This is a genomic window from Methylobacterium sp. Leaf117, from assembly GCF_001422985.1.
Lineage (GTDB): Bacteria > Pseudomonadota > Alphaproteobacteria > Rhizobiales > Beijerinckiaceae > Methylobacterium.
In genome coordinates this window covers 94,227-117,589 of record NZ_LMNL01000034.1, presented here as the reverse complement: position 1 = coordinate 117,589, position 23,363 = coordinate 94,227, and the positions used below count along the sequence as shown (strand labels likewise).

The window sequence follows — 23,363 nt, the reverse complement described above, 5'->3', positions numbered from 1 at the left end:
AAGCACGGCTTCGACGGATCGAAGCCGTGCCAAGTTGGGAGGAGAGACCGGGTGGAGAGGAGAGACCGGGTTGGGGGACGTGCCTACTCGGCAGCGATCTGTTGCGTTGTGCCGATGGCGCCGGATTCGGAGATCTTGAGACGCTCGGCCTCGGAGTAGCCGAGGACCTGGGTCAGGATTTCATCGGTGTGCTCGCCCAGCAGCGGCGACCGGGTGATTTCGGTCTCGCTCGCCGATAATCGGATGGGATTTCCGACGGTGAGGTACTTGCCCCGCGTCGGGTGATCGACTTCCACGACGGTCCCGGACTTGCGCAGGGACTCGTCCTCCGCAATCTCCTTCATCGACAGGATCGGCCCGCAGGGCACGTGCAGCGCGTTCAGGATCTCCATCGCCTCGAATTTGGTCTTGGACATCGTCCAGGATTCGATGCGGGTGAAGATCTCGTTGAGGTGCGGCAGCCGCGCCTTCGGTGTGGCGTAGTCCGGATGCGTCGCCCAGGCGGGTTCACCGATGACGTCGCAGATCTTTGGCCAGACTGCCCCTTGGGTGATGAAGTAGATGTAGGCGTTGGGGTCGGTCTCCCAGCCCTTGCACTTCAGAATCCGGCCGGGCTGGCCGCCGCCGGAATCGTTGCCGGCCCGCGGCACCGAGTCCCCGAACGGAATGCCTTCGCCGAACTGGCTGTATTCCGGTAAGGGGCCGCGTTCCAGGCGCTGCTGATCCCGCAACTTGACCCGGCAGAGGTTCAGCACGCCGTCCTGCATGGCGCAGTCGACCCGCTGGCCGACGCCAGTCTGGGTTCGGTGGTACAGGGCGGTGACGATGCCGAGCGCCAGATGCAGCCCGGTACCGGAATCGCCGATCTGCGCGCCGGTCACCATCGGGATGTCGGTGCGAAAGCCCGTGGTCGAGGCGGCACCCCCGACGCATTGCGCAACGTTCTCGTAGACCTTGCAGTTTTCGTAGGCGCCGGGGCCGAAGCCCTTCACCGAGGCCAGGATCATGCGCGGGTTGGCAGCGTGGATCGCCTCCCAGGTCAGGCCCATCCGGGCGAGCGCCCCGGGGGCGAAGTTCTCGACCAGGACGTCGCATTCATCGATGAGGCGCCACAGCACCTCGATGCCCTTGGGATGCTTGGTGTCGAGCGTGATCGAGCGCTTGTTGTGGTTCAGCATCGTGAAATACAGGCTGTCCACATCCGGGATGTCCTGCAATTGCTGACGCGTGGCATCGCCGACGCCCGGGCGCTCGACCTTGATCACGTCGGCGCCGAACCAGGCCAGCAACTGGGTGCAGGTCGGTCCCGACTGGACATGGGTGAAGTCGAGGATTTTGACGCCTTCGAGGGCTTTCATGGCACGGGCTCACCTTCGCGGGAGACTTCAGCTTCAAGGGAGACTTCGGCACGGGGATTCGAGCGCTGACCTTCGAGGCGATCGACGAGAGAGGCCGAAGGGCCTCCGGCGCCGCTTGGCCGAACTCTCTGGCATCGAGCGGGCAGCCGTCCCGGGGGAGCCGGCCCGCTCGATGGTCCCCGGAGACCACGTCGATCTCCGGAGGCCTGGAGGTTCAGGCGGTCTTCTTGCGAACCACCGTGCTCGTCGGGTTCAGGCTCCCGATGTTGCCGCTCTCGGTCCCGGCGCTGGGGTCGATCACCGCGTTGATCAGGGTGGGCTTGCCCGAATCCATCGCGGCGTTGACGGCTTGGGAGAGCTCGTCCGGGGTCGTGACGTGGACGCCGACACCGCCGAAGGCCTCCATCATCTTGTCGTAGCGCGAATCCTTCACGAACACCGTAGTGCCAGGGTCGCGGCCGGTGGGATCCGTATCGGTACCCCGATAGATGCCGTTGTTGTTGAAGACCACGATGCACACCGGCAGATCGTACCGGCAGATCGTCTCGACCTCCATCCCGGAGAACCCGAAGGCGCTGTCACCCTCGACCGCCAGGACCGGCTTGCCGGTCTCGACGGCGGCCGCCACCGCAAAGCCCATTCCGATGCCCATGATGCCCCAGGTGCCGACATCGAGGCGCTTGCGCGGCTGGTACATGTCGATGATGCCGCGAGCGAGGTCGAGGGTGTTGGCGCCTTCGTTGACGAGGATCGCGTCGGGACGTTCCTTGATGATGGTGCGGAGTGCGCCGAGCGCCCCGTGAAAGTCCATCGGAGCCGAGTTCTTCTTCAGCTTCGAGGCCATCTTGGCGAGGTTTTCTTCTTTCTTGGTCCGGATGGCGTCGGTCCAGGCCGCAGGGGGGGCCTGCCAGTTCTGGCCCATGCCCTCGAGGAGAGCAGTGACGCAGGAGCCGATGTCGCCGACCACCGGGGCGACGATCTCGACGTTCGAGTCCATTTCCTTGGGCTCGATGTCGATCTGAATGAACCTCTTCGAGCCGGGGGCACCCCAGGTCTTGCCCTTGCCGTGCGACAGCAGCCAGTTCAGTCGTGCGCCGACCAGCAGGACGACGTCGGCCTCCTTCAGCACGAGGGAGCGAGCCGCACCGGCCGACTGGGCGTGGGTGTCGGGCAGCAGGCCCTTGGCCATGCTCATCGGCACGTAGGGGATGCCGCTGCGCTCGACGAGGTTGCGAATCTCCTCGTCGGCCTGGGCGTAGGCCGCGCCCTTGCCGAGCACGATCAGCGGCCGCTTGGCGCCCTTGAGCACGTCCAGGGCACGGGCGATGGCGCTCGGGGCCGGCCGTTGCGCAGGAGCGGCGTCGATCACCTTCACCAGGGACTTGGTGCCGGCCTCCGCATCCATCACCTGGGAGAACAGCTTGGCGGGGAGGTCGAGGTAGACGCCGCCCGGACGGCCCGAGACGGCGGCCCGGATGGCACGGGCGACGGCGATGCCGATATCGGCGGCGTGCAGGACGCGGAAGGCGGCCTTGCACAGGGGCTTGGCGATGGCGAGCTGGTCCATCTCCTCGTAATCGCCCTGCTGCAGGTCGACGATCTCGCGCTCGGAGGAGCCGGAGATGAGGATCATCGGAAAGCAGTTGGTGGTGGCGTTGGCCAGCGCCGTCAGGCCGTTGAGGAAGCCGGGCGCCGATACCGTCAGGCAGATGCCGGGCTTCTTGGTGAGGAAGCCCGCGATCGCGGCGGCGTTTCCGGCATGCTGCTCGTGGCGGAAGGAGATGACGCGCATGCCCGCGGCCTGCGCAAGGCGGCCGAGATCGGTGATCGGGATGCCGGGCACACCGTAGATATTGGTGATGCCGTTCAGCTTCAGGGCGTCGATGACGAGGTGGAAGCCGTCGATCTGCTCGCCCGCATGATCGGACGTGACACCCACGCCGGTTGCGACGTCGTGGACGGCCTGAGCGGTCTCGGAGCCAGCGGTTCTATCCATGATGGTTTCCTCCGGTTCGGGCGCTTATTTTTCGATGACGCGCCGTTCTTGATCGTAAATCAGAGTAACGCGGTGTTGACGGACGAGCTCTTAGACAGAGATCCTGATCGTTTCTGAAAGAAGGATCGGTCGTCGGTCCGGTGTACCGGTGGCGTATCTTCCGGGGTCGAGGCTTTTGCTGTGAACGATCCGTGGAAATTGGTCCAATTCAGTTTCAAGATGCAAAACTGTTCGGGGACCGGTGCTCACATAGAGAGATTGCGCTACGATCACTGTGTCGGGTGCGGTGCATTCATTTCTGACAAGGTCATTGTCAGTTCAAGAATGGTGGCATACCAAATACCAGGTGTCAAATTGGATCTGAGCCATGTGGGGGGATTCCGGGCGTTTTGCCCTTCACGACGGCCCTCCGGCTGCGCCTGAGTCGACATTGCTCACTCCGCACGTGAACGGGTACGAATCGCGAAGGGCAGCTCCAGCGTGCGGCGTCACACTTCGGTGAGATGCTGAAGCTATGTTGTTGCCGCAGGGGGGATATTCAAATCTTGTCCCTGCTGAAACGCCTTGGTTTCCTTGTGTTCCGGCAGCGGGTTCGGCATGTTTCGCGCCAAATTGACGTGGCGTCTGCGTCCTTGTCATTGTTCCAGGTGTAAAGATGGTCGAGTCGACGACATTCCAGATCAAGCCGCTGGCGGCAACGTCAAGCTTGCGTGCCTTGGCCTACGATGCGCTGAAAGAAGCCATCACCAACATGAACATCTATAGCCAGCGCGAGGAGGTCAGGCTGGATGAGCGTAAGCTCTCCCAGGATCTGGGCGTCAGTCGCACGCCCGTCCGAGAAGCCTTGACCGTGCTGGAGCAGGAGGGCTTCGTTCGGTTCGAAGCCCGACGTGGCGTCTTCGTCATCAAGAAGTCGAAGAAAGAGATCGTCGCCATGATCCAGGCCTGGTCGGCGCTGGAGAGCATGGCCGCCCGCCTCGCCTGTGAGCATGCCACCGACGAGCAGTTGCATTGCTTGCGGGAGCACTTTCCCGAGTTCTACGAGGGACGTCCGACCGACCATATGGACGAGTACTCGGACGCCAACATCCGCTTCCATCAGAAGATCATCTCGCTCGGCGGATGCCATGTCATCCAGGACATCACCAGCAACCTGCTGATGCACGTGCGCGGCATCCGGAACACCGCCCTCCGCCAGGGCGATCGGGCCGCTAACTCGATCAAGGAGCATGTCGAGATCATTCAGGCACTTGAGGCGCGAGATGCCGAGCGGGCCGAGCGGTTGGTCCGCGAGCATGGCCTGGGTCTGGCCCGCCATGTCGAAAAATATGGCGACTATCTCGATTGAGCCCTGCGCACGCGCTCAGTAGGTTGGGACCAGCCGCTCCTCGGGCAGCGGGGCTTCCATGTGAAACCGCAGGCCGGTCGGCGCATAGTCGATCGTCACTGTGGCGTTGCACTGCTGAGCCAGCACCCGCTGAAGCAGGGTGGAGCCGAAGCCTTTCCGTTTCGGGGGCTCGACGGCGGGACCGCCGGATTCCGTCCATGTGAGGTGCAAGCGGCGGCCCGCCTCGGCAGCGGTGACGTTCCAGACGATGGAGATCCGACCTCCGGGCTGCGAGAGGGCCCCGTGCTTGGCCGCGTTGGTCGTCAGCTCGTGAAAGGCCATGCCGGTGGGAACGGCCAAATCGGCCGCAAGCTCGATCACCGGCCCTTTGAGGCGGATTCGCTGCCCGTCGGCATCGTTGTAGGGACTGAGCTCGTTCTCGAGCAATTCGTGCAGGGGCGCCGTCTGCCAGTAATCCTCAGTGAGCAGGGTGTGGGTCTTACCCAGCGAAACGATGCGGTTCGAGAAGGACTGGTAGAAGGTCTCGACATCGGTTGTCGAACGCGCGGTCGCGCCGAGCAGCCCCTGCACCGTCGCGAGGGTGTTCTTCACCCGGTGATGCAATTCGCGGATCAGCAGAGCCTGGCGCTCGTGCGTCTTCTGACGCTCGTCGAGATACGCCGCGACCTCCCATTGCCGACGCCTGGCGCGCAGGGCGGAGCGCACGGCGTTTGCGAGCACCGCGGGGTGGAACGGCCGCTCCAGGAGCGTGACGTTGCCGAGGAGACCGGTCAGGCGCTCATCCGGCGAAGCGCCGCGATGGTTCAGGACGATGAACGGAAAGTCGGACCAGGGGGGCTGGCGCTCGGACCAGTCCGCGATCGCCCGTCGGTCGGACCGCAGCAGGGCTTCCTCGGTGATGACCGCGCAGGCGGCCGTGTCGAGGTTCTCGACCAAGTCGGCCAAGCTGTCCTTGATCCGCGAAGCGACGCCGACTTCGGCCAGGATCGCCGTCGCGATCCGGGCGTCCCGTCCACCCGGTGCGAGGATCAGAGCGATGGGTTCAGGCTGCGCCATGAGGCCCGGTCACACCATGAGGCCCGGTCAAGTTATCAGGCCCGGTTCCGGCCTGTTGCCTGGACTCCTGGTCGATGATCCGGGGCGACGGGTCCGGCCGATCGTCGAGGAGATCGGCCCGGTCGCCTTCGAAAGTCGGGACGCCGGTCAGTACGCCGCGAAACTGCTTAAGCACCGATCCGACCCGCAGCCCCTGGGCGTCGATCCGGAACTCGCGGATCGTATCCTCGTGCGGGCCGGTGCGCTTCTTGAGCACGGAGAGGGCGCGTCTGACGCGCCCACCCGCCTCGAAGAAGCGCAGCATCACGACCGTGTCGCTCACATAGGTGAGATCGACCGGAGCCTCCATCCGGCCCACCATGCCGTGCTGCGCCAGCACGAGGATCGTCACCACGCCCTGCTGGTTCAGGTAGGTGGTCATTTCGTGCATCTGCAGCACGAGGTGCGGCTGCCCGCTCATCGCGCTCATGTACCCGGTCAGGCTGTCGATCACCACGACGCGGGCCTGATCCGTCTCCACGGCGTCCCGGATGCGCCCGGCGAAATCACCGGCCGATACGTCGGCGGGATCCATCTGTTCGATCCGGAGCAATCCGGATTCGACGTGGGGGCCGATATCGAACCCGACGCCCAGTGCCCGGCGCAGCAGAATGCCGGTGGTCTCGTCGAAGCTGATGATCAATCCGTGCTCGCCAGCCTCGAGGGCTGCCATGAGGTAGCCGAGGGCCAGTGTGGACTTGCCGGCTCCCGAGGGCCCGATGATCAGGTTGGTGGTGCCCTTGTCGAGGCCGCCGCCCAGAACCGCGTCGAGTTCCGGGACTCCGCAGGCGATGGTTCCGAACGCGAAGGCGGCGTGGTGGTCGGCCGCGACGAGACGCGGAAAGATCCGGACTCCGCCGCGCCGGAGCACGAAGTCGTGATAGCCGCTCTCGTAGGGCGTGCCGCGCATCTTGATGACATGGAGCCGACGGCGGCCCGCTCCGTAGGTCGGTGTCACCTGTTCCAGGCGTAGAACCGCATGGCTGATCGAGTGCAGATTGAGGTCGTCGTCCTCCGAGCTGAGGTCGTCGAGCATCAGCACGGTGGCATTGTTGAGCAGGAAGTAGCTCTTCAGCGCCAGGACTTGGCGGCGATAGCGCAGGGAGCCCTGCGACAGCAGGCGGATCTCCGACAGGCTGTCGAACACCACCCGCACCGGGTTCACACGCTCGATCTCCGCCAGCGCCATCCGAACCGTCTCGCCAAGCTCCAGGTCGGACGAGTGGATGAGGCTCTGCTGCTGCTCGGAATCCAGGCTGAGTTCGGGTGGCACGAGCTCGTAGATCTCGACGCCTTCCAGGGACCAGCCATGCCGCTCGGCCACCGACAGGAGTTCGCGCCGGCTTTCCGACAGCGTGATGTACAACCCGCGTTCGCCCCGCTTCAGGCCGTCGAGGAGAAACTGAAGCCCCAGCGTGGTCTTGCCGCTGCCCGGACGTCCCTCGATGAGGTGCGCGCGCTGGGCCGCGTAGCCGCCATGGAGGATCTCGTCGAGGCCGGGCACTCCGGTCGGGATCGGCGCGGCATCGCCGACGACGGGGGTCTGCATGGATGATTCCGGTGCGTGAGAAACGAGGTTCACCATAGGTGCGGGACCGCCCGACGTCCCCGGTATTTATACCACACCGGCCGAGCGATAAGGCCTGAGCGCCCGGCCCTGGACCCGATCCAGCGAAGACACGCATCTCCTCATAGGCTGCGGCCGGACCGAGCGCGGTGACCGAGCCGATCCGGGCCGACCGGCAGCCCGCGAAGGTTGCACTTTGCAGAACGTCGAGGGCACCTTATCAGGGCCGGCCCTTGCCGCGCGGCCGCGACCTCCAGTCCGCCTAGCACCTGTCCCTTCGAGCTGCCGGAGTGCCGAGCCCCGATGCGCGAACCGAACGCGGTGGATTTCTGGCGGGGCCTCGCCCTCATCACGATCTTCGTGAACCACATCCCCGGTAATACCTTCGAGCGCTACACCTATTCGCAATACGGCATCTCGGATGCCGCGGAGCTGTTCGTCTTCCTGGCCGGCTGGTCGATCGGGATCGCCACGCGCAACCGTGACGGCAGCCCCGAGCCGCGCCTGAAGAGCGTGCTGCGACTCCTGTCCCGCACCATCGAGGTGTATCGCGCCCAGATCACCACCATGGCCCTGGCGCTGGGCATGATCGCCGGTGCCGCCCTGTTTCTTGACAACCCGCTGCTGCTCGAATGGCACAATGCCGGAGGCTTCTTCGCCGACCCGATCCAGACCATGGTCGGTTTCGTGCTGCTCACCCACCAGCTCGGCTTCTTCAACATCCTGCCGCTCTACGTGGTGCTTCTCGGCATCGCCCCGATCTTCGTGCTGATCGGCCGGGTGAGCCGCGTCGCCGCTCTAGTCCTGTCCTTTGCCCTCTATGCCGCGAGCCTTGTCTTCGAGTGGAACCTGCCCTCCTGGCCGGGGGAGGGAGACTGGTTCTTCGATCCCCTGTGCTGGCAGCTCCTCCTGGTGCTCGGGTTCACCATGCAGGATTGGAGTCGGACATCCCCCTGGCTGAAGCGCTGGTCGCGGCGACTGCTTCCGCTCGGCTTGGTGATCGTCGTGACGGGGATCGTCCTGTCGGTGCTGGAACTGCGGCCGGATCCGCTTCTCGTGCCTGACCCGCGCCTCGTCTTCACCTTCGACAAAACCTACCTGTCGCCGGCCCGTGTCGTGCACTTCCTCGGCGTGCTCCTCGCGTTCCAGGCAGTCTACGCCGTCCTGGCGCCCCGGCTCGGCTGGGTCACGAACTTCCTTGCGAGCCTTGGACGCAACTCCCTCGCGGTCTTCTCCATCGGCTCGCTGCTGAGTCTGGCCGCGCAACTTGTCAGGTTCTGGACCGGAGGCGGTGTCGTCGTTGACGTTTTCGTCGTAGGGTCCGGCCTGTTCGCACTAGGTTTCACCGCATGGTTCGTCGAATGGCGCTCCCGCAAACCGCGGCTCTCCTCGCCCTGAGCCTCTCGCTTCTATGGTACAGGAGCGGAGAGAGCGCCTACGCGCAGGAGCCGGCAGCCCATCAGGACCCCGTGGTCAAGCAGGATCCCGTGGTCAAGGCGGTGCCGCCTGCGCCCACCGTCGTTTCGCCGCCGAGCGTCGTCGTGGCCGGTCAGGGCGCGGATGTGGAAGCCGTCGACGTGGCGCTTTCGCCGGAATGCCGGGTGCCGGGCTCCAAGCTCTACACCCTGGCCCGGCTCGGCGCGGTCAAGGACGCGCTCAAAGAGAATCGTCCGGTGCGGGTGCTCGCCATCGGGGCCTCGACGATGGGACTCGGAGCCTCCGCTACGTACCCGGTCAAGCTGGAGACGGCGCTCGAGCGCTCCCTGACGAATGTCGACGTGGTGGTGGAGAGCCGGGGCCTGCAGGGCGAGATCGCCTCCGGAGCCGGCGAGCGCCTGCGCAGCATGGTGGCCGAGGTGGAGCCCGATCTCGTGATCTGGCAGGTCGGATCGCACGATGCCCTTGCGCGGGTGGATCTGGAGGCCTTCGGCAGCGCTCTTGATGAGACCGTCCAGTGGATCAAGGGCCACGCGATCGATGTCGTGCTGGTCAGTCCGGTCTACACCGCCAGCCTCGCGAAGGACGATTACTACACAAGCCTCGTGCGCAAGGTGCAGGAGGTGGCTCAGCGGGAGGGCGTGCCGCTGGTTCAGCGCTACGAGGCCATGCGCTACCTCGCCCGCAGCAACGACAAGGGAGAGGGGCACCTGCTCGGCACCCAGTTTCGCCTCAACGAACTGGGTTTGCGCTGCATGGCCGAGCACGTCACCCGCGCCATCACGCTCTCGCTGCTTCAGCCGGACCCCGTCTCCACCGGCACGGCCGGGCGCCCGGCTCTGACCCTGGCGCCTCCGAACGACGCGGTTGGCGCCAAGCCGACCCCGCCCGCCGGCCCCTGAACGCAATGCTTTAACCGCCCGGCTTAACCGCGCCGCAAGGCCGGATGCCCTAGACCCGAACGCATCGGGCGGGGGCCATTCGGTGAGCATAGCGACGGACAGGATCGGAGCCGCAAGCCTGTGGAGCACCCTGACGCGCCTGCGAACCGGCGCAGGCGGTGCGGCGATCCAAGTCTTCGCGATCCGCATCGGGGCGGCCGGCTTCGCTTATATCGGACAGGTTCTGATGGCCCGCCTGATGGGCGGTACGGAGTACGGGATCTTTGCGGCGATCTGGGTCTGGATCGCGATCCTCGGCCATTCGGCCACCCTCGGGCTGTCGCAGGGCGCTTGCCGCTTCATCCCGGGCGACCAGGCGCGCGGCGATCTCGCGGCGGTCCGGGCCTATCTCTTCGGCGGCGCGATGGTCACCCTTGCCAGCGCCATCGCCGCAGCGATCGGCGGACTCGCCCTGGTCTGGCTGGAGGGATCGCTGCTCGACGGTCCCTACGCCGCGCCGCTTCTGGTCGCCGCTCTCGTTCTGCCGCTCTTCGCCCTCCAGGATTACTGCGAGGGTGTCGCTCGCGGCCAGAACTGGGCGGTGCTGGCCATCGCACCGCCCTACCTGCTGCGCCAGGGCCTGATCATGGCCGCGATGCTCGCGGCGGTGGCGCTCGGCGCCCCGGCGGAAGCCCGCATCGCCGTTGTGTGCACCCTGGTGGCGACGGGCGTCGCCGTGTCGATCCAGGCCGGTCTGCTGCTGCTGCGCCTGCGGGCGATCCTGCCTCCGGGGCCACGCCGCTACGCCTGGCGAAACTGGTTCCGCGCCTGCCTGCCGATCGCCGCGAGCGATCTCGCCAGCGCCGCCTCCAGCTTCATCGACGTGGTGGTGCTGAGCCTGCTCGTGCCGCCGGCTACGGTCGGACTGTACTTCGCGGCGACCCGCATCCAGCAATTCGTCGTCTTCGTGCATTTCGCCGCTACTGCCGCCACGGCACAGCGCTTCACGGCAGCGCATGCCGCCGGTGATCGGGAGCGGCTCTCCGCCCTGGTGTCGTTGCAGGTGCGGCTGACCCTGGCGGCCACCGCCCTGATCGGCATCGCCGTCGTGGCGGCCGCGCCCGTGCTGCTCGGACTGTTCGGACCCGAGTTTCGGGATAGCCTGCCCATCCTGGCGGTTCTGGTCGCCGGCAGCGTCGCCGCCAGCGCTTTCGGTCCGGGCGAGGATCTGCTCAACATGCTCGGTGGCGAGCGCCTCGCCGCCGGCATCGCCCTGGCAATGCTGATCCTGGCCGGCGGCCTCTGCCTCGCGCTGGTCCCGGTGCTCGGTGTCGCGGGGGCGGCGTTCGCGATGGCGATTGCCACCGTGGTGCGAGCCGTCGCGATGGCCCGGGCCGCCTATGCCGTGCACGGGCTGTTCACGCCGGTCCGGATCGCTCGCTTTGGAAGGCTCGCCCAATGACCGCCGCTTTTGCGCGCCCGCCTGCAGCGTCGGCCTTTCCCTGTCAGGCCTATTCCTGCGCCGTCACCACCCTGGACGCCCTCGGGCAGGACGCCGCGGCCTGGGACGATCTCTCGTCCCGGTCGGGGGATGCCCATCCGTTCTACAGTCGCCACGTGATGCTGGCCCATCGGGCGAGCGGCCTCGCCGCACCGGATCTCCGGGTGGTCGTCGTGCGATTCGGCGATCGGCTGGAGGCCGTGCTTCCGTTTCGCCGATCCTACGACATCTGCGGCCTCGGGCGCTGCGTGTCGCTGCCCTACCTCTCGCCGTTCATCACCGCCACGGCGCCCCTGGTCGCCAATGGGCCGGAGCGACCCGCCATCCTGGCGACCCTGGTCGCGGGTCTGGCGGCCGCATCCGCTGGACGCCCGTGGCGCTGGCCGCTGCTCTCGGTCGAGACCAGCCTCGGTCGCGATCTGCTAACTGCGATGGGGCTTGCGGGCTGGGATGTCGGAGAGGTGGCGCGGTTCTGGCGCCCCGTCCTGCAGCGGCGCCCCGATCATGCGGCGTTCCTGGCCGGGCATCCGCATCCGTCCCGGCTGAAGGACTTACGCCGCCGCCAGCGGCGCATCGCCGAGGGAGGGGCCGTGAGCCTCGAGACCGAGACCCGCGGTCCGGGGCTCGCGCGGGCTGTCGAGGTCTTCCTGACCGTGGAAGCCGCCGGGTGGAAGGGCGCCGCCGGGAGCGCCATGGCGTGCCGGGCCGCCCACGCGACCTTCGCCCGCGCCGTTTTCGGAGCGGGCGAAGGTCCGGTCGGCATCCGGGCCGACACCCTGCGTCAGGATGGAACGCCGCTGGCCGTCAGCCTCGCCCTGGTCTCGGGGGGAACCGCCTACCTCCTGAAGACCGCCTACGACGAGACCGCCCGCGCCTACGCGCCGGGTCTCGTGCTGGAGGCCGAGATCGTGCGGGCCCTGCACGCGGAGGCCTTTGCCGACCGGCTTGATTCGGCGACCCTGGCCGGTTCCGCCCTGGAGAGCCTCTACCGGGAGCGCGACGCGGTCGCGGAGATCATCGCCGTGCCGGATGCGGGGCGCGGCCTGATCTCGCTGGAGCGGCGCCTCCGCCTGGCCCGCTTCGAGGGCGAGGCGCGTCACGAGGCGCGGCGCCTGCTGAGGCGTTGAGGCGCCGAGGGTTTTCGCGCCGGGAATGTACCGGCATCCCGAGTCCGTGCTACTGCGCCGCCTCGGCATGCCAGACAGGACTATCCATGCGCCGTCCCCTCTACGCCCTCACCGGAGCCTTGATCCTCGCCATGACTGCATCCGCTTCCGCCGAGACCGTCACCACCCCTTCGGGCCTCCAGTACCGTGACGAGGTCGTGGGCACCGGCCCCGAGCCGAAGGCCGGCCAGAAGGTCAGCGTCCACTACACCGGCTGGCTCGACGAGGGCGGCAAGCCCGGCAAGAAGTTCGATTCCTCTCGGGATCGCGGCACCCCGTTCAGCTTCACCCTCGGGGCCGGACAGGTCATCGCCGGCTGGGATACGGGCGTCGCCACGATGAAGGTCGGCGGCAAGCGCACGCTGATCATCCCGCCGGACCAGGGTTACGGCCCGCGCGGCGCCGGCGGCGTGATCCCGCCCAACGCCACCCTGATCTTCGACGTGGAGCTGCTCGGCGCCCGCTGAGGCGGGTTTCCGACCGACGCGTATTCACGAGGGTCGCGTGGAGGTCACGCGATCTTCGGTCCGTCTCAGGCGTTCGAGACCGGACGGTATACCAGCCCGACCTCGCCGGGCTGGCGCGACACGAACGTGATCCCGGCCGCCTCAAGGGCCAGCCGGATGGCGGTCCGGGTTCGCGGCCGCAGGGCACCGCCGTCGCTTTCCTCGAATCGCTTGATGCTGGATCCCGAGACTTCGGCCGCCGCGGCGAGATCCGGGATCGACCAGTTCAGCATCGCCCGGGCGCTGCGGATCAGCGGGCCCGAGATCTCCTCCAACGGGATGCCGTTGGGCTGGCTCATCACGCTGGCCGAGCTCGTCATGTCGATGACGAGACCGATCCACTCCCGGACCGAGTGGTCCGGGTTGAGGATCGGCACCGCCCGGGCGCTGACCCAGCGGAACAGCCCGTCGGCGCAGCGCAGCCGGTAATTGGCCTCGTAGGATTCGACGCGCCGGACGGCATTGGCCCAGGCGGCGGCGGCCTGGGCGCGGTCGTCGGGATGGATCGCGGCGGACCAGCCACCGGCCTGCCATTCCTGCGGGGTCTGGCCCGTCAGCGCGCACCAGCTCGTCGAGGGGAGGTAATGACCGTCGGCCGTCATCTCCCACACCACGGAGGCGACGGCCTCGACCAGTCCCTCGTACCGGGCCTGGTTGCGCAGGACCGACTGGGTCGCCTCGTGCCGGCAGGTGACGTCGAGCAGGATCCCATCGGCCCGGATCGGATAGGCGTCGTGTCCGAGGATCACGTGCCCCTTGAGCTCGACCCAGCGCACCGAGCGGTCGGACCGCACAACCCGGAACCCGCGATCGACCGGAATTCCGGTTCGCAAGGCGGCGGAGATCTCTTCGAAAATGTGCCGGTCGTCCGGATGGAACAGGTCGCCCAGCGTATCCAGCTTGCCGTTCAGCTGCGACAACCCGGTCAGGCGCGCGAATCCATCCGAGAAGGCCAGTTCACTCGATCGCAGATCGACAGACCAGAGCCCGATCTGCGTCAGATCCTCGGCCAACTGGAGCATGCGTCCGGGTGCAGCGGGAAAGGGCCGGCGCTGCTGACCTGTTAAAAGATGCGATTCTAGACGAGTCATGCTCGCGGCGAACACGTGATCATCTCTCACGATAGCTTCGGGATCGGTACGACATGACCGTACCGCGCGGTTTTATGAGCGAAATTCTGAGGGAGGTCCATATCGCTCTTCGGGTCGACCAATAACGTACACCGGGAATAGGTATTTTTCCGTGAAGACGCTCGGTGTGGATCGATCAGTCCATCTTCGCAGTCTTGTTCAGATCAACGCATGATCAGCATAGGTTTCTGCATTGATTGCGGGCTATGAACGCAGATGTTTCTCACCGCGCCGGACCGCCCAGAGTCGTGCGCATGGTCGTACCCACGCCCCACGCGGGTCGCTAGCAGGGTTTGATCTGCCTCCTTTGCCAGCACCAGCCTCTCAACACGCGACCGGTCGACCAAATGACGTCAGGATTGCTCGGCGCCGCAATTCTAATCTGAGAACATCCTGCGATTCCTTCGCAGGGGCCTCTCCCGCCAACTCAGCCGCCAACTAACATTTAGCAAATTTTGAATGCGACGTTGTATGACTGAGTTACGGCATGTGACTAGGAGCTCCAAGGACGAGAATTCGTGCCGTTTTGTGAGCATAATAACCGGTGGTTGTTTTCAAAAAAAAGTGATTATTCGTATTTTTAGCTGCTTAATCTCACAACGACCTACCACCTGTCGGGGGTATTGGATCGAGATCGCAACTTTCAATCGGCGATACCGAGTCGGCAGACTCATTGATCTTCGTGTGATTCCGACGACTGAGCTGATTGTCACGCTCCGCCACCCGTCAGGACAGGCTCCGGCGCGGCACCCTGCTCGCCTCTTGCGATCGACATGCATATTATGCAACCCAGCTTTGCATTATTGTGGGTCGATGCGGCGGCGTGACCGGAAAGCCTGACATCGATCATGGGTCGTAGCCTCCTGCGCGGTTTGCAGGGGATGGAACGGGGGGCGCGCTCTGGCCACCCATCGGCACCGATGCTCAAGTGCGTCCGGATTCGACGGGCCGCGACGGCCGGGTCGGGCTTCTTCGTCTCGACGCGGGCCGGCCGCACCGACGCAAGGACACGGAACACCATGGCTCTGGAACGGAATGCCGCGCTCTCCAGCCCCCAGGCCCGGGGCGCCCGCACCGATCTCCTCGGGGCCGCCGCCGAGCGGGTCGCCGCGCAGGGCGGCCCCGGCGGCTTCGTCACCGACCTGTTCGGACGGGTGCCGCCCGAGGACCTGTCGCCCTATCCGGCGCAGGATCTCGCCGACCTCGCCCTGGCGGCGCGCGCGCATCTGGCGCGAGGCCGCCATCCCGGCGCGCCGGCCAACCTGTCCGTCAGCGACCGGGTCGTCGTCCGCGAGGGCCGTGCCCGCGATCTCACCATCGTGGAGATCGTCAACGACAACCGCCCCTTCCTGCTCGATTCGGCCCTGGCTGAGCTGACCGAACAGGGGCTCGCCCCCCACCTCGTCGCCCACCCGATCCTCGGCGTCGAGCGCGACGCGGCCGGCGCCCTGATCCGGGTGGTCGGCGAGACCACCGCCGACACTCAGGCCGGGTTCGCCCGCGAAAGCTTCATCCATATCCATCTCGACCGGCTCGACGACGACGCGGCCCGCACCCGCCTCGTCGACGGCCTGACGCGGGTGTTTCGCGATGTGGCGCTGGCCACCGACGATCACGCCGCCATGGCGGCCCGCCTCGCGGCCATGGCGGCATCCTATGCCGCCGCTCCGCCGCCCCTGCCCGAGAGCGAGGTGGCGGAGGCCCGCGCCTTCCTGGCCTGGCTCGGCGAGGGGCACTTCACCCTGCTCGGCCTGCGCGAGCACGGCTTGGCCGGCGACGAGCATTCCCTGGTCGAGGGCTCGGGCCTCGGGTTGCTGCGCGATCCGGCCGTGGCGGTGCTGCGGCGCGGCGGCGCCCTCGTGGACATGACCCCCGAGATCCGCGCCTTCCTCGAAGGCCCGCAGGCGCTCATCATCACCAAGGCCAGCGTGAAGTCGCGGGTCCACCGCGCGGCCCATCTCGACTACGTCGCCTGCAAGCTGTTCAGCCCCGACGGCCGGCTCACCGGCGAGGTCGGCATCGTCGGCCTGTTCAACGCCAGCGCCTACACCCTGCCGACCCGCGAGATTCCCTATCTTCGCGAAAAGGTGGCGCGGGTGGCGGCCCGCGCCGGCCTCGACCCGATGAGCCATGCGGGGCGCGGCCTCCTCGACGTGCTGGAGACCTATCCGCGCGACGACCTGTTCCAGATCGATGCCGACCGGCTCTACCGCTTCAGCCTCGCCATCGCGCATCTCGCCGACCGGCCGCGCCTGCGGGTGCTGTCGCGGCCCGACCGCTTCGGCCGCTTCGTCTCGCTCCTGGTCTACGTGCCGAAGGACCGCTACGATTCCACCGTGCGGGCGCGGATCGGCGCCTACCTCGCCGCCGAGTATGGCGGCCGGCTCTCGGCGGCCTATCCCTACTTCCCGGACGGGCCGCTGGCGCGCACCCACTTCATCATCGGCCTGCCCGAATCCGGCGCGCCCGAGCGCGATCCGGCCGCCCTGGAGGCCGGCATCGCCGCCCTGGTGCGCACCTGGGGCGACGCGTTGCGGGTCGCGCTCGCCGAAACCCTCGACGGGCCGGAGGCCCGCGCCCTGGCGGCCCGCTACGGCGAGGCCTTCTCGGCGGCCTATCGCGAGAGCTTCGCTCCGCGCGTCGCCATCGCCGACATCATGACCCTGGAGCGCCTGAGCCCCGAGCGCCCGCGCGCCGCCGATATCGGCCGGCGCGCCTCCGACCCGGATGCGCAGATCCGCCTCAAGGTGTTTTCGCGCGGGGCGTCGCTGTCGCTCTCCGAGCGGGTGCCTGTGCTGGAGAATCTCGGCTTCCGCGTCATCAACGAGCGGACCTATCGCATCCTGCCCCCCGGGACCGACGAAGGCTCCCGGGTCTGGCTGCACGACATGCTGCTCGAGCGCGCCACCGGCGCCGCCATCGATCTCGGCCGCCTCGAGACTCTGCTCGAGGACGCCCTGCTGGCGCTGGGCACGGGATCGGCCGAATCCGACGGCTACAACCGCCTCGTGCTGGAGGCGGAGCTGCCCTGGCGCGCGGTGTCGGTGCTGCGGGCCTATGGCCGCTACCTGCGCCAGCTCCGCATCCGCTACGGCCAGGACTACCTCGCCGCCACCCTCGGCGCGCATCCGGACGTCGCCCGGTCCCTCGTCGCCCTGTTCGAGGCCCGGTTCGATCCGACGCTGGTGGGCGATCGGGAGGCCCGGCAGGCGGAGATCCGCGCCGAAATCGAGACGGCGCTCGCCGCCGTCACCAGCCTCGACGAGGACCGCATCCTGCGCCGCTTCGTCAACCTGATCGAGGCGACCCTGCGCACCAACTTCTTCCAGGTCGCGCCGGGGGGCGGACGCCGCGAGGCCCTGGCCTTCAAGTTCGCCTGCGCCCGGGTCAGCGGCATGCCGTTGCCGCGGCCGCTCTTCGAGATCTTCGTCTATGCGCCCCGCGTCGAGGGCGTGCACCTGCGCTTCGGCTACGTGGCGCGCGGCGGCCTGCGCTGGTCCGACCGGCCGGAGGATTTCCGCACCGAGGTGCTCGGGCTGGTGAAGGCCCAGCAGGTGAAGAACGCCGTGATCGTGCCGGTGGGCGCCAAGGGCGGCTTCTTTCCCAAGCGCCTGCCGCCGGCCTCCGACCGTCAGGCCTGGATGGAGGAGGGCACCGCGAGCTACCGGATCTTCATCCGCACGCTGCTCGAACTCACCGACAACATCGTGGGTGACGCCATCGCGCCGCCGGCCGACACGGTGCGGCACGATCCCGACGACGCCTACCTGGTGGTGGCGGCCGACAAGGGCACCGCCACCTTCTCGGACATCGCCAACGCCCTCTCGGCGGAGCGCGGCCACTGGCTCGGCGACGCCTTCGCGTCGGGCGGCAGCCAGGGCTACGACCACAAGGGCATGGGCATCACCGCGCGCGGCGCCTGGGAGGCGGTGAAGCGCCACTTCCTGGAGATGGACATCGACACCCAGAGCGACCCGATCACGGTGGCGGGCGTCGGCGACATGTCCGGCGACGTGTTCGGCAACGGCATGCTGCTGTCGCGCACCCTGCGCCTCGTGGCCGCCTTCGACCACCGCGACATCTTCCTCGACCCCAACCCCGACGCGGCCGCGAGCTTCGCCGAGCGCCGACGCCTGTTCGACCTCGGGCGCTCGTCCTGGCGCGACTACGATGCCGGCCTGATCTCGCCCGGCGGCGGGGTCTTCGCCCGCAGCCTGAAGACCATTCCGCTCTCGCCCGAGATCCGGGACGTGCTGGGAATCGCGGACGCCGAGGCGACGCCGGCCGACCTGATGCAGGCGATCCTGACGGCGCCGGTCGACCTGCTCTGGTTCGGCGGCATCGGCACGTATATTCGCGCCACCACCGAATCCGACGAGGAGGCCGGAGACCGGGCCAACGACGCGGTGCGCATCACCGGGGCCATGCTGCGCGCGAAGGTGATCGGGGAGGGCGCCAATCTCGGGGCGACCCAGCGCGGGCGCATCGAGGCGGCCCGCCACGGCATCCGCCTCAACACCGACGCCATCGACAATTCGGCCGGGGTCAACACCTCCGACGTCGAGGTGAACATCAAGATCGCTCTGATGAGTCCGGAGCGTGACGGCCGCCTCGGCGGGCAAGACCGCAACGCCCTCCTGGTGGCGATGACCGACGAGGTCGCCGCCCTGGTGCTGCGCAACAACCAGCTCCAGACGCTGGCCCTGTCGCTGGCCCAGCATCGCGGCCTGTCCGAGACGGGCTTCGCCATGCGGACCATGCAGGCGCTGGAGGCGGACGGGCGCCTCGACCGCACTGTCGAATTGCTGCCGGACGATGCGGCGATCACCGAACGCATGCGCAAGGGCGAGGGGCTGACCCGGCCGGAATACGCGGTGCTTCTCGCCTACGCCAAGCTCGCGCTCTACGACGCCCTGTTGGCGAGCACCGCCCCGAACGACCCCTATTTCGACCGCGAGCTGCAGCGCTACTTCCCCGCCGCCCTGCGCCAGCGCTTCCCCGACGCGGTCAACGGCCACCGCCTGCGGCGCGAGATCATCAGCACCGCGCTCTCCAACATCATCGTCAATCGCGGCGGCCCCTCGCTGGTCACCCGCCTCGTCGAGGAGACGGGGGCGGATGCGAGCGCCATCGCCAAGGCCTACGCCATCACCCGCGACGCCTACGGGCTGATGGAGCTGAATCTCGCCATCGACGGGCTCGCCGGCGCCATCGGCGGACAGGCGCAGATCGCCCTCTACGCCGAGGTGCAGGACCTCCTCGTCGGCCGCATCGTCTGGTTCCTGCGCAACCTCGACCTCTCGGGCAGCGTCGCCCCGATCGTCGCCCGCTACCGCGAGGGCATCAGCGCCCTACAGGCGGCTCTGCCGGCGGTGATGGGCGAGGCGGTGAACCGGCAACTCGCCGCCCGCGAAGCCGAACTCGTCGGGCTCGGGATGGCGGAGGCGCCGGCCCGGCGTCTGGCGGCCCTGACCACCCTGACCTCGGCCCCCGACATCGTACGCATCGCCGAGACCGGCGGCGGGGCCATGCCCGAGATCGCCGCGACCCACTTCGCCCTCGACCGGGCGCTCCAGCTCTCGGACCTCACCGGCGCGGCCCGGGCGGTCGCCACCGGCGACACCTACGACCGCATCGCCCTGGAACGCGCCATCGCCACCATCGCCACCGCGCACCGGCAACTCACCGCCGAGATCGTCGGCGCCGTGGGGGCCGGCGCGGACGCGGTGGAGGCCTGGAGCCGGAGCCGGGGCGCCGCCCTCGACCAGGCCCGCGCCACCCTGGAGGCGGTGACCGCCTCCGGCCTCACGGTCTCCAAGGCGACGGTGGCGGCGAGCCTGCTCGCGGATCTGGCGCGGCCGAAGGGCGGGGCGATGGCCGGCTAGAGTCTTTCGTTTTCGCGAGTCTTTCGTTTTCGTTTGTCTGGTCGGGATCACCGGTTTCCCCTGATCCCTGACAAATTCTAACGTGCGAGGATCTCTAACGCGCGAGGACGCGCGCCGCGTCTTTCGTGGTCCCGACCGCGCGGGAGACGTCGCCGATGGACTGCGCGATCGCCTGGATGTTCTGGGAGATCGCCGCCACCGCGCTCGCGGCGTGCTGCATGTTGCCCGACATGTCCTGGGTGACGACGCTCTGCTCCTCCACCGCCGCCGCGGTGCTGACGACATAGTCGCCGATCTGGGCCACCGAGCCCTGGATGGTCTGGAGGGCGTCGCCGACCTCCTTCGAGACGGCCTGGACGTTGTCGATCTCGGCCGCGATCTGTTCGGTGGCGCGGGCCGCCTGGTTGGCGAGATTCTTCACCTCCTGCGCCACCACCGCGAAGCCCCGGCCCGCCTCGCCGGCCCGGGCCGATTCGATCGTCGCGTTGAGCGCCAGCAGGTTGATCTGGCCGGCGATGCTCTGGATCAGGCCGACGATGCCGGTCATCGCGCTGGCGGCGTCGGTGAGCCGCCGGGTCTCGGCGGCGGCCGCCGCGACCTGGCCCTGGGCGGCCTCGGTGGCGGCGCGCGAATGCGTCATGCTCTGCGAGATCTCGGCGACCGAGGCGGCGAGTTCCTCGGAGGCCGCCGCCATGGTCTGGACGTTGTCCGCGGTCGTGCCGGCCGCCGTCTCGGCGTCCCGCGTCTGGGTGTTGGACAACAGCACGGCGCTGTCGATCTCGCCGAAGTTCTGGGCGATCAGCCGTCTCAGGTCGTCGAGGAGGGTGACCTGGGCGGTGATGTCGGTGGCGAACTTGACGACCTTGTAGGGGCGCCCGGCCGCGTCCAGGATCGGGTTGTAGGAGGCCTCGATCCAGATCTCCCGGCCGCCCTTGGCGATGCGGCGGTACTGCGCGGCCTGATACGTGCCGGCGCGCAGGCTCGCCCAGAACGCCGCATAGGCGGGGCTGTCGCGCTCCTCCGGCCGCACGAACATGCGGTGATGCTGGCCGACGATTTCCGGCAGGCTGTAGCCCACCGCCGCCAGGAAGTTCGGGTTGGCCTCGAGCACCACCCCGTCGAGGGAGAACGAGATCACCGCCTGGGCCTTGTGCAGGGCGGCGATCTGACCCTCGCGGTCGGCGTCCTGCATCTTCTGCCGGGTGATGTCGGTGGCGAACTTGACGACCTTGTAGGGCTTGCCGGCGCGGTCGAGGATCGGGTTGTACGACGCCTCGATCCAGACCTCGCGCCCGCCCTTGGCGATGCGGCGGTACTGCGCGGCCTGATAGGTGCCCGCGCGCAAACTCGCCCAGAACGCGGCGTAGGCGGCGCCGTCGCGCTCGCCCGGCGCGACGAACAGGCTGTGGTGCCGGCCCCGGATCTCGGCCAGCGGGTAACCGATCACCGCCAGGAAGTTCTCGTTGGCGGTGATGACGGTTCCGTCGAGATTGAATTCGATGATGCCATGAGACTTGTCCAGGGCCGCCAGCTTCGCGTCCGTCTCAACCGACGCCTTGTTCCGCAGACCCAACATCCGTCGCCCCAACGTGAGAACCCTGAAGGATTCATGCCGCAACTGCGCGCCGTCCCGTCCGAAGAGCGGCCGTGTTGCTCAAGGAATGTTGCATACAAAAATTAATTATTGGAAAATTGGGCCGGGTTTCGTGACGATGCAGCAACCAAAGGTCGGTTCCGAACCTCAACGTTCACTGCGGGAAAGCTGTGGGCGATCAATCCAAATCTTCATCCGGACGATAAAGGCTCCGGCGCAGCGATTCAGCACTGTCCTGTCGCTTGAGAACTGCGATCCTTCAGGATGTCCGGCGTCTGTTCTCAGCATCCCCGTGCCGTGCCGGGCGCGACCCGGCGCCGACCGGCGGCGCACTCCGAGCGCCACAATGCCGTCGACCCGTCGCAAGGCGTGTTGGAACTCGCGGGCGGTTGGTGTATGAGCCTGCCCCAAGTGCAGTTTCTGCGCCGATTCGAGGCCGTCTGACGGACGTCCCGCCCGGGGTAATCCTGGGTCCGGGACGTTTTGCAGTTCGCATCGCGGGGCTCCGTTCGGGTCTCAAGGGTCGGCGCCGCCCAACAAACACCGTTTCAGAGGATTGAAACCGTTGCAGGTACTCGTTCGCGACAACAACGTCGACCAAGCCCTCCGCGTCCTGAAGAAGAAGATGCAGCGCGAGGGCATCTTCCGCGAGATGAAGCAGCGCAAGGCTTACGAGAAGCCCTCCGTCCGCAAGGCACGTGAGAAGGCCGAGGCCGTGCGCCGCGCCCGCAAGCAGGCTCGCAAGACCGCGATCCGCGAGGGCCTGATCGCCGCGCCGAAGCCGAAGCCCCGTTTCGGTGCCGGTGCGCCGCGTCGTCCGGGTGGTTCGCCGTTCGCCCCGACGGCCCCGACCGTGCTGCCGCCCGCCGGCAACGCCTGACGCCGCAGCGCGGCGCGGCGGGACGTATCGCCCGCCCCGCGCCGTCGCCTTGCGTGTCCCATCGATCTGCAAAAAGCCCGGCCGCTCGGCGGCCGGGCTTTTTCGCGTGGCCGGGCTTTTTCGCGTGGGTTGACCCGTCCGGGAGGACTCGTCTCAGGCGGCCCGGGCTGCCTCGGCGGCGTGCTCGGCCTGGACCAGCACATCGAGGGCGCGCCACGGCTTCTGCATGTAGACCGCCTGGGCCGGCAGGCTGCCGCCGCCGCGCGCATCGCCACCCGAGGTGAGCACCACCCGGACGTCCGGCCAGCGCCGCTCGACGGTGCTCGCGAGGGCGATGCCGTCCATGCCGGAGCCGAGGCGCACGTCGGCGAAGAGTAGGGCGACGTTGCCGCCGGAGCGCTCCAGCACCGAGATCGCGGCCTCGGCCGTGTCGCAGGCGATCACGTCGAGGTCGCTCTCCTCCAGAACCGCGGTGGCGAGATTGCGGACGTCGGCGTCGTCCTCGACCACGAGGGCGATCGGGCAGGGGGTGTGTGAGCGATCCATGGAGTCTCCTCGTCGGGCATCTGGGTTTCTGAACGAAAGGGGCGCGGGAACGGGCGCCGGGCAATGAGCCGGGATGAACGTGACGCAGCACACGGTCGGCGGACGGCTGTCTGCGGCCCGTGCCGACGGAATTCGCGGTGATCCTGTCCGTCGCGACCCTGTCGCGGCGCTGATTCTTTCGCAGTGATGCTGCGCCGCCACGGTGTGATCGGCAAGAGTCCCAATGGCGAGCGTTTGAACGGCGAGAGGCTGATCGGCACAGTCTGACCGATCAGAATCCGAATCGCTGAGTCGGCTCTGTGGTTCCCGCGGTCGAAAAATCGGTCTTCGCCGCATTCCCGCCGGGCTCCCGTGATGAGGATGGGGGGAGTGGATGGGGGCGGCTCGCCCCTCCCGGCGCGAGAGCGGTGCGTCTCTTGCATGGCTCGCCTCGCAGGAGGTCGAGACCGGTGCTCACGTTAACGATGCATTCA

At 67.7% G+C, this 23,363-nt stretch carries 15 protein-coding genes; 8 read left to right on the top strand and 7 right to left on the bottom strand.

From position 1 onward, the window contains the following. Positions 1 to 83: 83 nt before the first annotated feature. Positions 84 to 1,358: a formyl-CoA transferase gene (gene frc / locus ASF57_RS15040; protein WP_056484785.1), complete on the bottom strand. Its 1,275-nt coding sequence runs from the start codon at positions 1,356 to 1,358 to the stop codon at positions 84 to 86. A gap of 214 nt (positions 1,359 to 1,572) precedes the next feature. Continuing rightward, positions 1,573 to 3,354 (bottom strand): oxalyl-CoA decarboxylase, encoded by a 1,782-nt coding sequence (oxc, locus tag ASF57_RS15035; protein ID WP_244476955.1) that lies wholly within the window; start codon positions 3,352 to 3,354, stop codon positions 1,573 to 1,575. 655 nt (positions 3,355 to 4,009) lie between these two features. Between oxc and ASF57_RS15030 the strand changes: the two genes are divergently transcribed. Next, positions 4,010 to 4,702: a GntR family transcriptional regulator gene (locus ASF57_RS15030; RefSeq protein WP_056182051.1), complete on the top strand. Its 693-nt coding sequence runs from the start codon at positions 4,010 to 4,012 to the stop codon at positions 4,700 to 4,702. Positions 4,703 to 4,717: 15 nt separating this feature from the next. Here ASF57_RS15030 and ASF57_RS15025 read toward each other — a convergent pair whose 3' ends face one another. Continuing rightward, a complete protein-coding gene (locus ASF57_RS15025) occupies positions 4,718 to 5,758 on the bottom strand; it encodes a sensor histidine kinase (protein ID WP_056484783.1) in 1,041 nt (346 codons plus the stop codon). After that, positions 5,745 to 7,346 (bottom strand): ATPase domain-containing protein, encoded by a 1,602-nt coding sequence (locus ASF57_RS15020; protein ID WP_082504016.1) that lies wholly within the window; start codon positions 7,344 to 7,346, stop codon positions 5,745 to 5,747. Before ASF57_RS15020 ends, ASF57_RS15025 begins: the two co-directional genes overlap by 14 nt. A gap of 321 nt (positions 7,347 to 7,667) precedes the next feature. Here ASF57_RS15020 and ASF57_RS15015 point away from each other — a divergent pair, with 321 nt between their 5' ends. The 5 genes from ASF57_RS15015 (at position 7,668) to ASF57_RS14995 (ending at position 12,816) form a co-directional block, all read left to right on the top strand. Next, positions 7,668 to 8,762 (top strand): OpgC domain-containing protein, encoded by a 1,095-nt coding sequence (locus ASF57_RS15015; protein ID WP_056484781.1) that lies wholly within the window; start codon positions 7,668 to 7,670, stop codon positions 8,760 to 8,762. After that, positions 8,726 to 9,703, top strand: a complete 978-nt coding sequence (locus tag ASF57_RS15010) for a GDSL-type esterase/lipase family protein (RefSeq protein ID WP_056484779.1) — start codon at positions 8,726 to 8,728, stop codon at positions 9,701 to 9,703. The genes ASF57_RS15015 and ASF57_RS15010 overlap by 37 nt, the downstream gene beginning before the upstream one ends. A 118-nt stretch (positions 9,704 to 9,821) precedes the next feature. After that, positions 9,822 to 11,144 (top strand): lipopolysaccharide biosynthesis protein, encoded by a 1,323-nt coding sequence (locus tag ASF57_RS15005; protein WP_244477011.1) that lies wholly within the window; start codon positions 9,822 to 9,824, stop codon positions 11,142 to 11,144. Further along, positions 11,141 to 12,310 carry a GNAT family N-acetyltransferase gene (locus ASF57_RS15000; RefSeq protein WP_082504015.1) on the top strand — a complete coding sequence of 390 codons (1,170 nt, stop codon included), beginning with the start codon at positions 11,141 to 11,143 and terminating at the stop codon, positions 12,308 to 12,310. The genes ASF57_RS15005 and ASF57_RS15000 overlap by 4 nt, the downstream gene beginning before the upstream one ends. A gap of 86 nt (positions 12,311 to 12,396) precedes the next feature. Then, a complete protein-coding gene (locus ASF57_RS14995; protein ID WP_056182064.1) occupies positions 12,397 to 12,816 on the top strand; it encodes an FKBP-type peptidyl-prolyl cis-trans isomerase in 420 nt (139 codons plus the stop codon). A 65-nt stretch (positions 12,817 to 12,881) separates the two neighbouring features. On the opposite strand, the gene ASF57_RS14990 is transcribed toward ASF57_RS14995, so the two are convergent. Next, positions 12,882 to 13,877, bottom strand: a complete 996-nt coding sequence (locus ASF57_RS14990) for a PAS domain-containing protein (protein ID WP_056182071.1) — start codon at positions 13,875 to 13,877, stop codon at positions 12,882 to 12,884. A 1,127-nt stretch (positions 13,878 to 15,004) separates the two neighbouring features. On the opposite strand from ASF57_RS14990, the gene ASF57_RS14985 reads away from it, so the two are divergent. Then, positions 15,005 to 19,870 (top strand): NAD-glutamate dehydrogenase, encoded by a 4,866-nt coding sequence (locus tag ASF57_RS14985; protein ID WP_056485941.1) that lies wholly within the window; start codon positions 15,005 to 15,007, stop codon positions 19,868 to 19,870. A gap of 94 nt (positions 19,871 to 19,964) precedes the next feature. On the opposite strand, the gene ASF57_RS14980 is transcribed toward ASF57_RS14985, so the two are convergent. Next, the gene (locus tag ASF57_RS14980; RefSeq protein WP_056182077.1) at positions 19,965 to 21,446 is read right to left on the bottom strand and encodes a PAS domain-containing methyl-accepting chemotaxis protein; all 1,482 of its coding nucleotides are present in this window, start codon (positions 21,444 to 21,446) and stop codon (positions 19,965 to 19,967) included. Between the two features lie 583 nt (positions 21,447 to 22,029). Here ASF57_RS14980 and rpsU point away from each other — a divergent pair. Further along, positions 22,030 to 22,344: a 30S ribosomal protein S21 gene (gene rpsU, locus ASF57_RS14975; protein ID WP_055957071.1), complete on the top strand. Its 315-nt coding sequence runs from the start codon at positions 22,030 to 22,032 to the stop codon at positions 22,342 to 22,344. Between the two features lie 153 nt (positions 22,345 to 22,497). On the opposite strand, the gene ASF57_RS14970 is transcribed toward rpsU, so the two are convergent. Beyond that, positions 22,498 to 22,890, bottom strand: coding sequence for a response regulator (locus tag ASF57_RS14970; RefSeq protein ID WP_056182079.1), 393 nt, complete (start codon positions 22,888 to 22,890; stop codon positions 22,498 to 22,500). Positions 22,891 to 23,363 lie beyond the last annotated feature (473 nt).

Bases quoted from the DNA above. Each gene is read 5' to 3' on its own strand.
- frc (WP_056484785.1), bottom strand. From the start codon at position 1,358: ATGAAAGCCCTCGAAGGCGTCAAAATCCTCGACTTCACCCATGTCCAG.
- oxc (WP_244476955.1), bottom strand. From the start codon at position 3,354: ATGGATAGAACCGCTGGCTCCGAGACCGCTCAGGCCGTCCACGACGTC.
- ASF57_RS15030 (WP_056182051.1), top strand. From the start codon at position 4,010: ATGGTCGAGTCGACGACATTCCAGATCAAGCCGCTGGCGGCAACGTCA.
- ASF57_RS15025 (WP_056484783.1), bottom strand. From the start codon at position 5,758: ATGGCGCAGCCTGAACCCATCGCTCTGATCCTCGCACCGGGTGGACGG.
- ASF57_RS15020 (WP_082504016.1), bottom strand. From the start codon at position 7,346: ATGCAGACCCCCGTCGTCGGCGATGCCGCGCCGATCCCGACCGGAGTG.
- ASF57_RS15015 (WP_056484781.1), top strand. From the start codon at position 7,668: ATGCGCGAACCGAACGCGGTGGATTTCTGGCGGGGCCTCGCCCTCATC.
- ASF57_RS15010 (WP_056484779.1), top strand. From the start codon at position 8,726: ATGGCGCTCCCGCAAACCGCGGCTCTCCTCGCCCTGAGCCTCTCGCTT.
- ASF57_RS15000 (WP_082504015.1), top strand. From the start codon at position 11,141: ATGACCGCCGCTTTTGCGCGCCCGCCTGCAGCGTCGGCCTTTCCCTGT.
- ASF57_RS14995 (WP_056182064.1), top strand. From the start codon at position 12,397: ATGCGCCGTCCCCTCTACGCCCTCACCGGAGCCTTGATCCTCGCCATG.
- ASF57_RS14990 (WP_056182071.1), bottom strand. From the start codon at position 13,877: ATGCTCCAGTTGGCCGAGGATCTGACGCAGATCGGGCTCTGGTCTGTC.
- ASF57_RS14985 (WP_056485941.1), top strand. From the start codon at position 15,005: ATGGCTCTGGAACGGAATGCCGCGCTCTCCAGCCCCCAGGCCCGGGGC.
- ASF57_RS14980 (WP_056182077.1), bottom strand. From the start codon at position 21,446: ATGTTGGGTCTGCGGAACAAGGCGTCGGTTGAGACGGACGCGAAGCTG.
- ASF57_RS14970 (WP_056182079.1), bottom strand. From the start codon at position 22,890: ATGGATCGCTCACACACCCCCTGCCCGATCGCCCTCGTGGTCGAGGAC.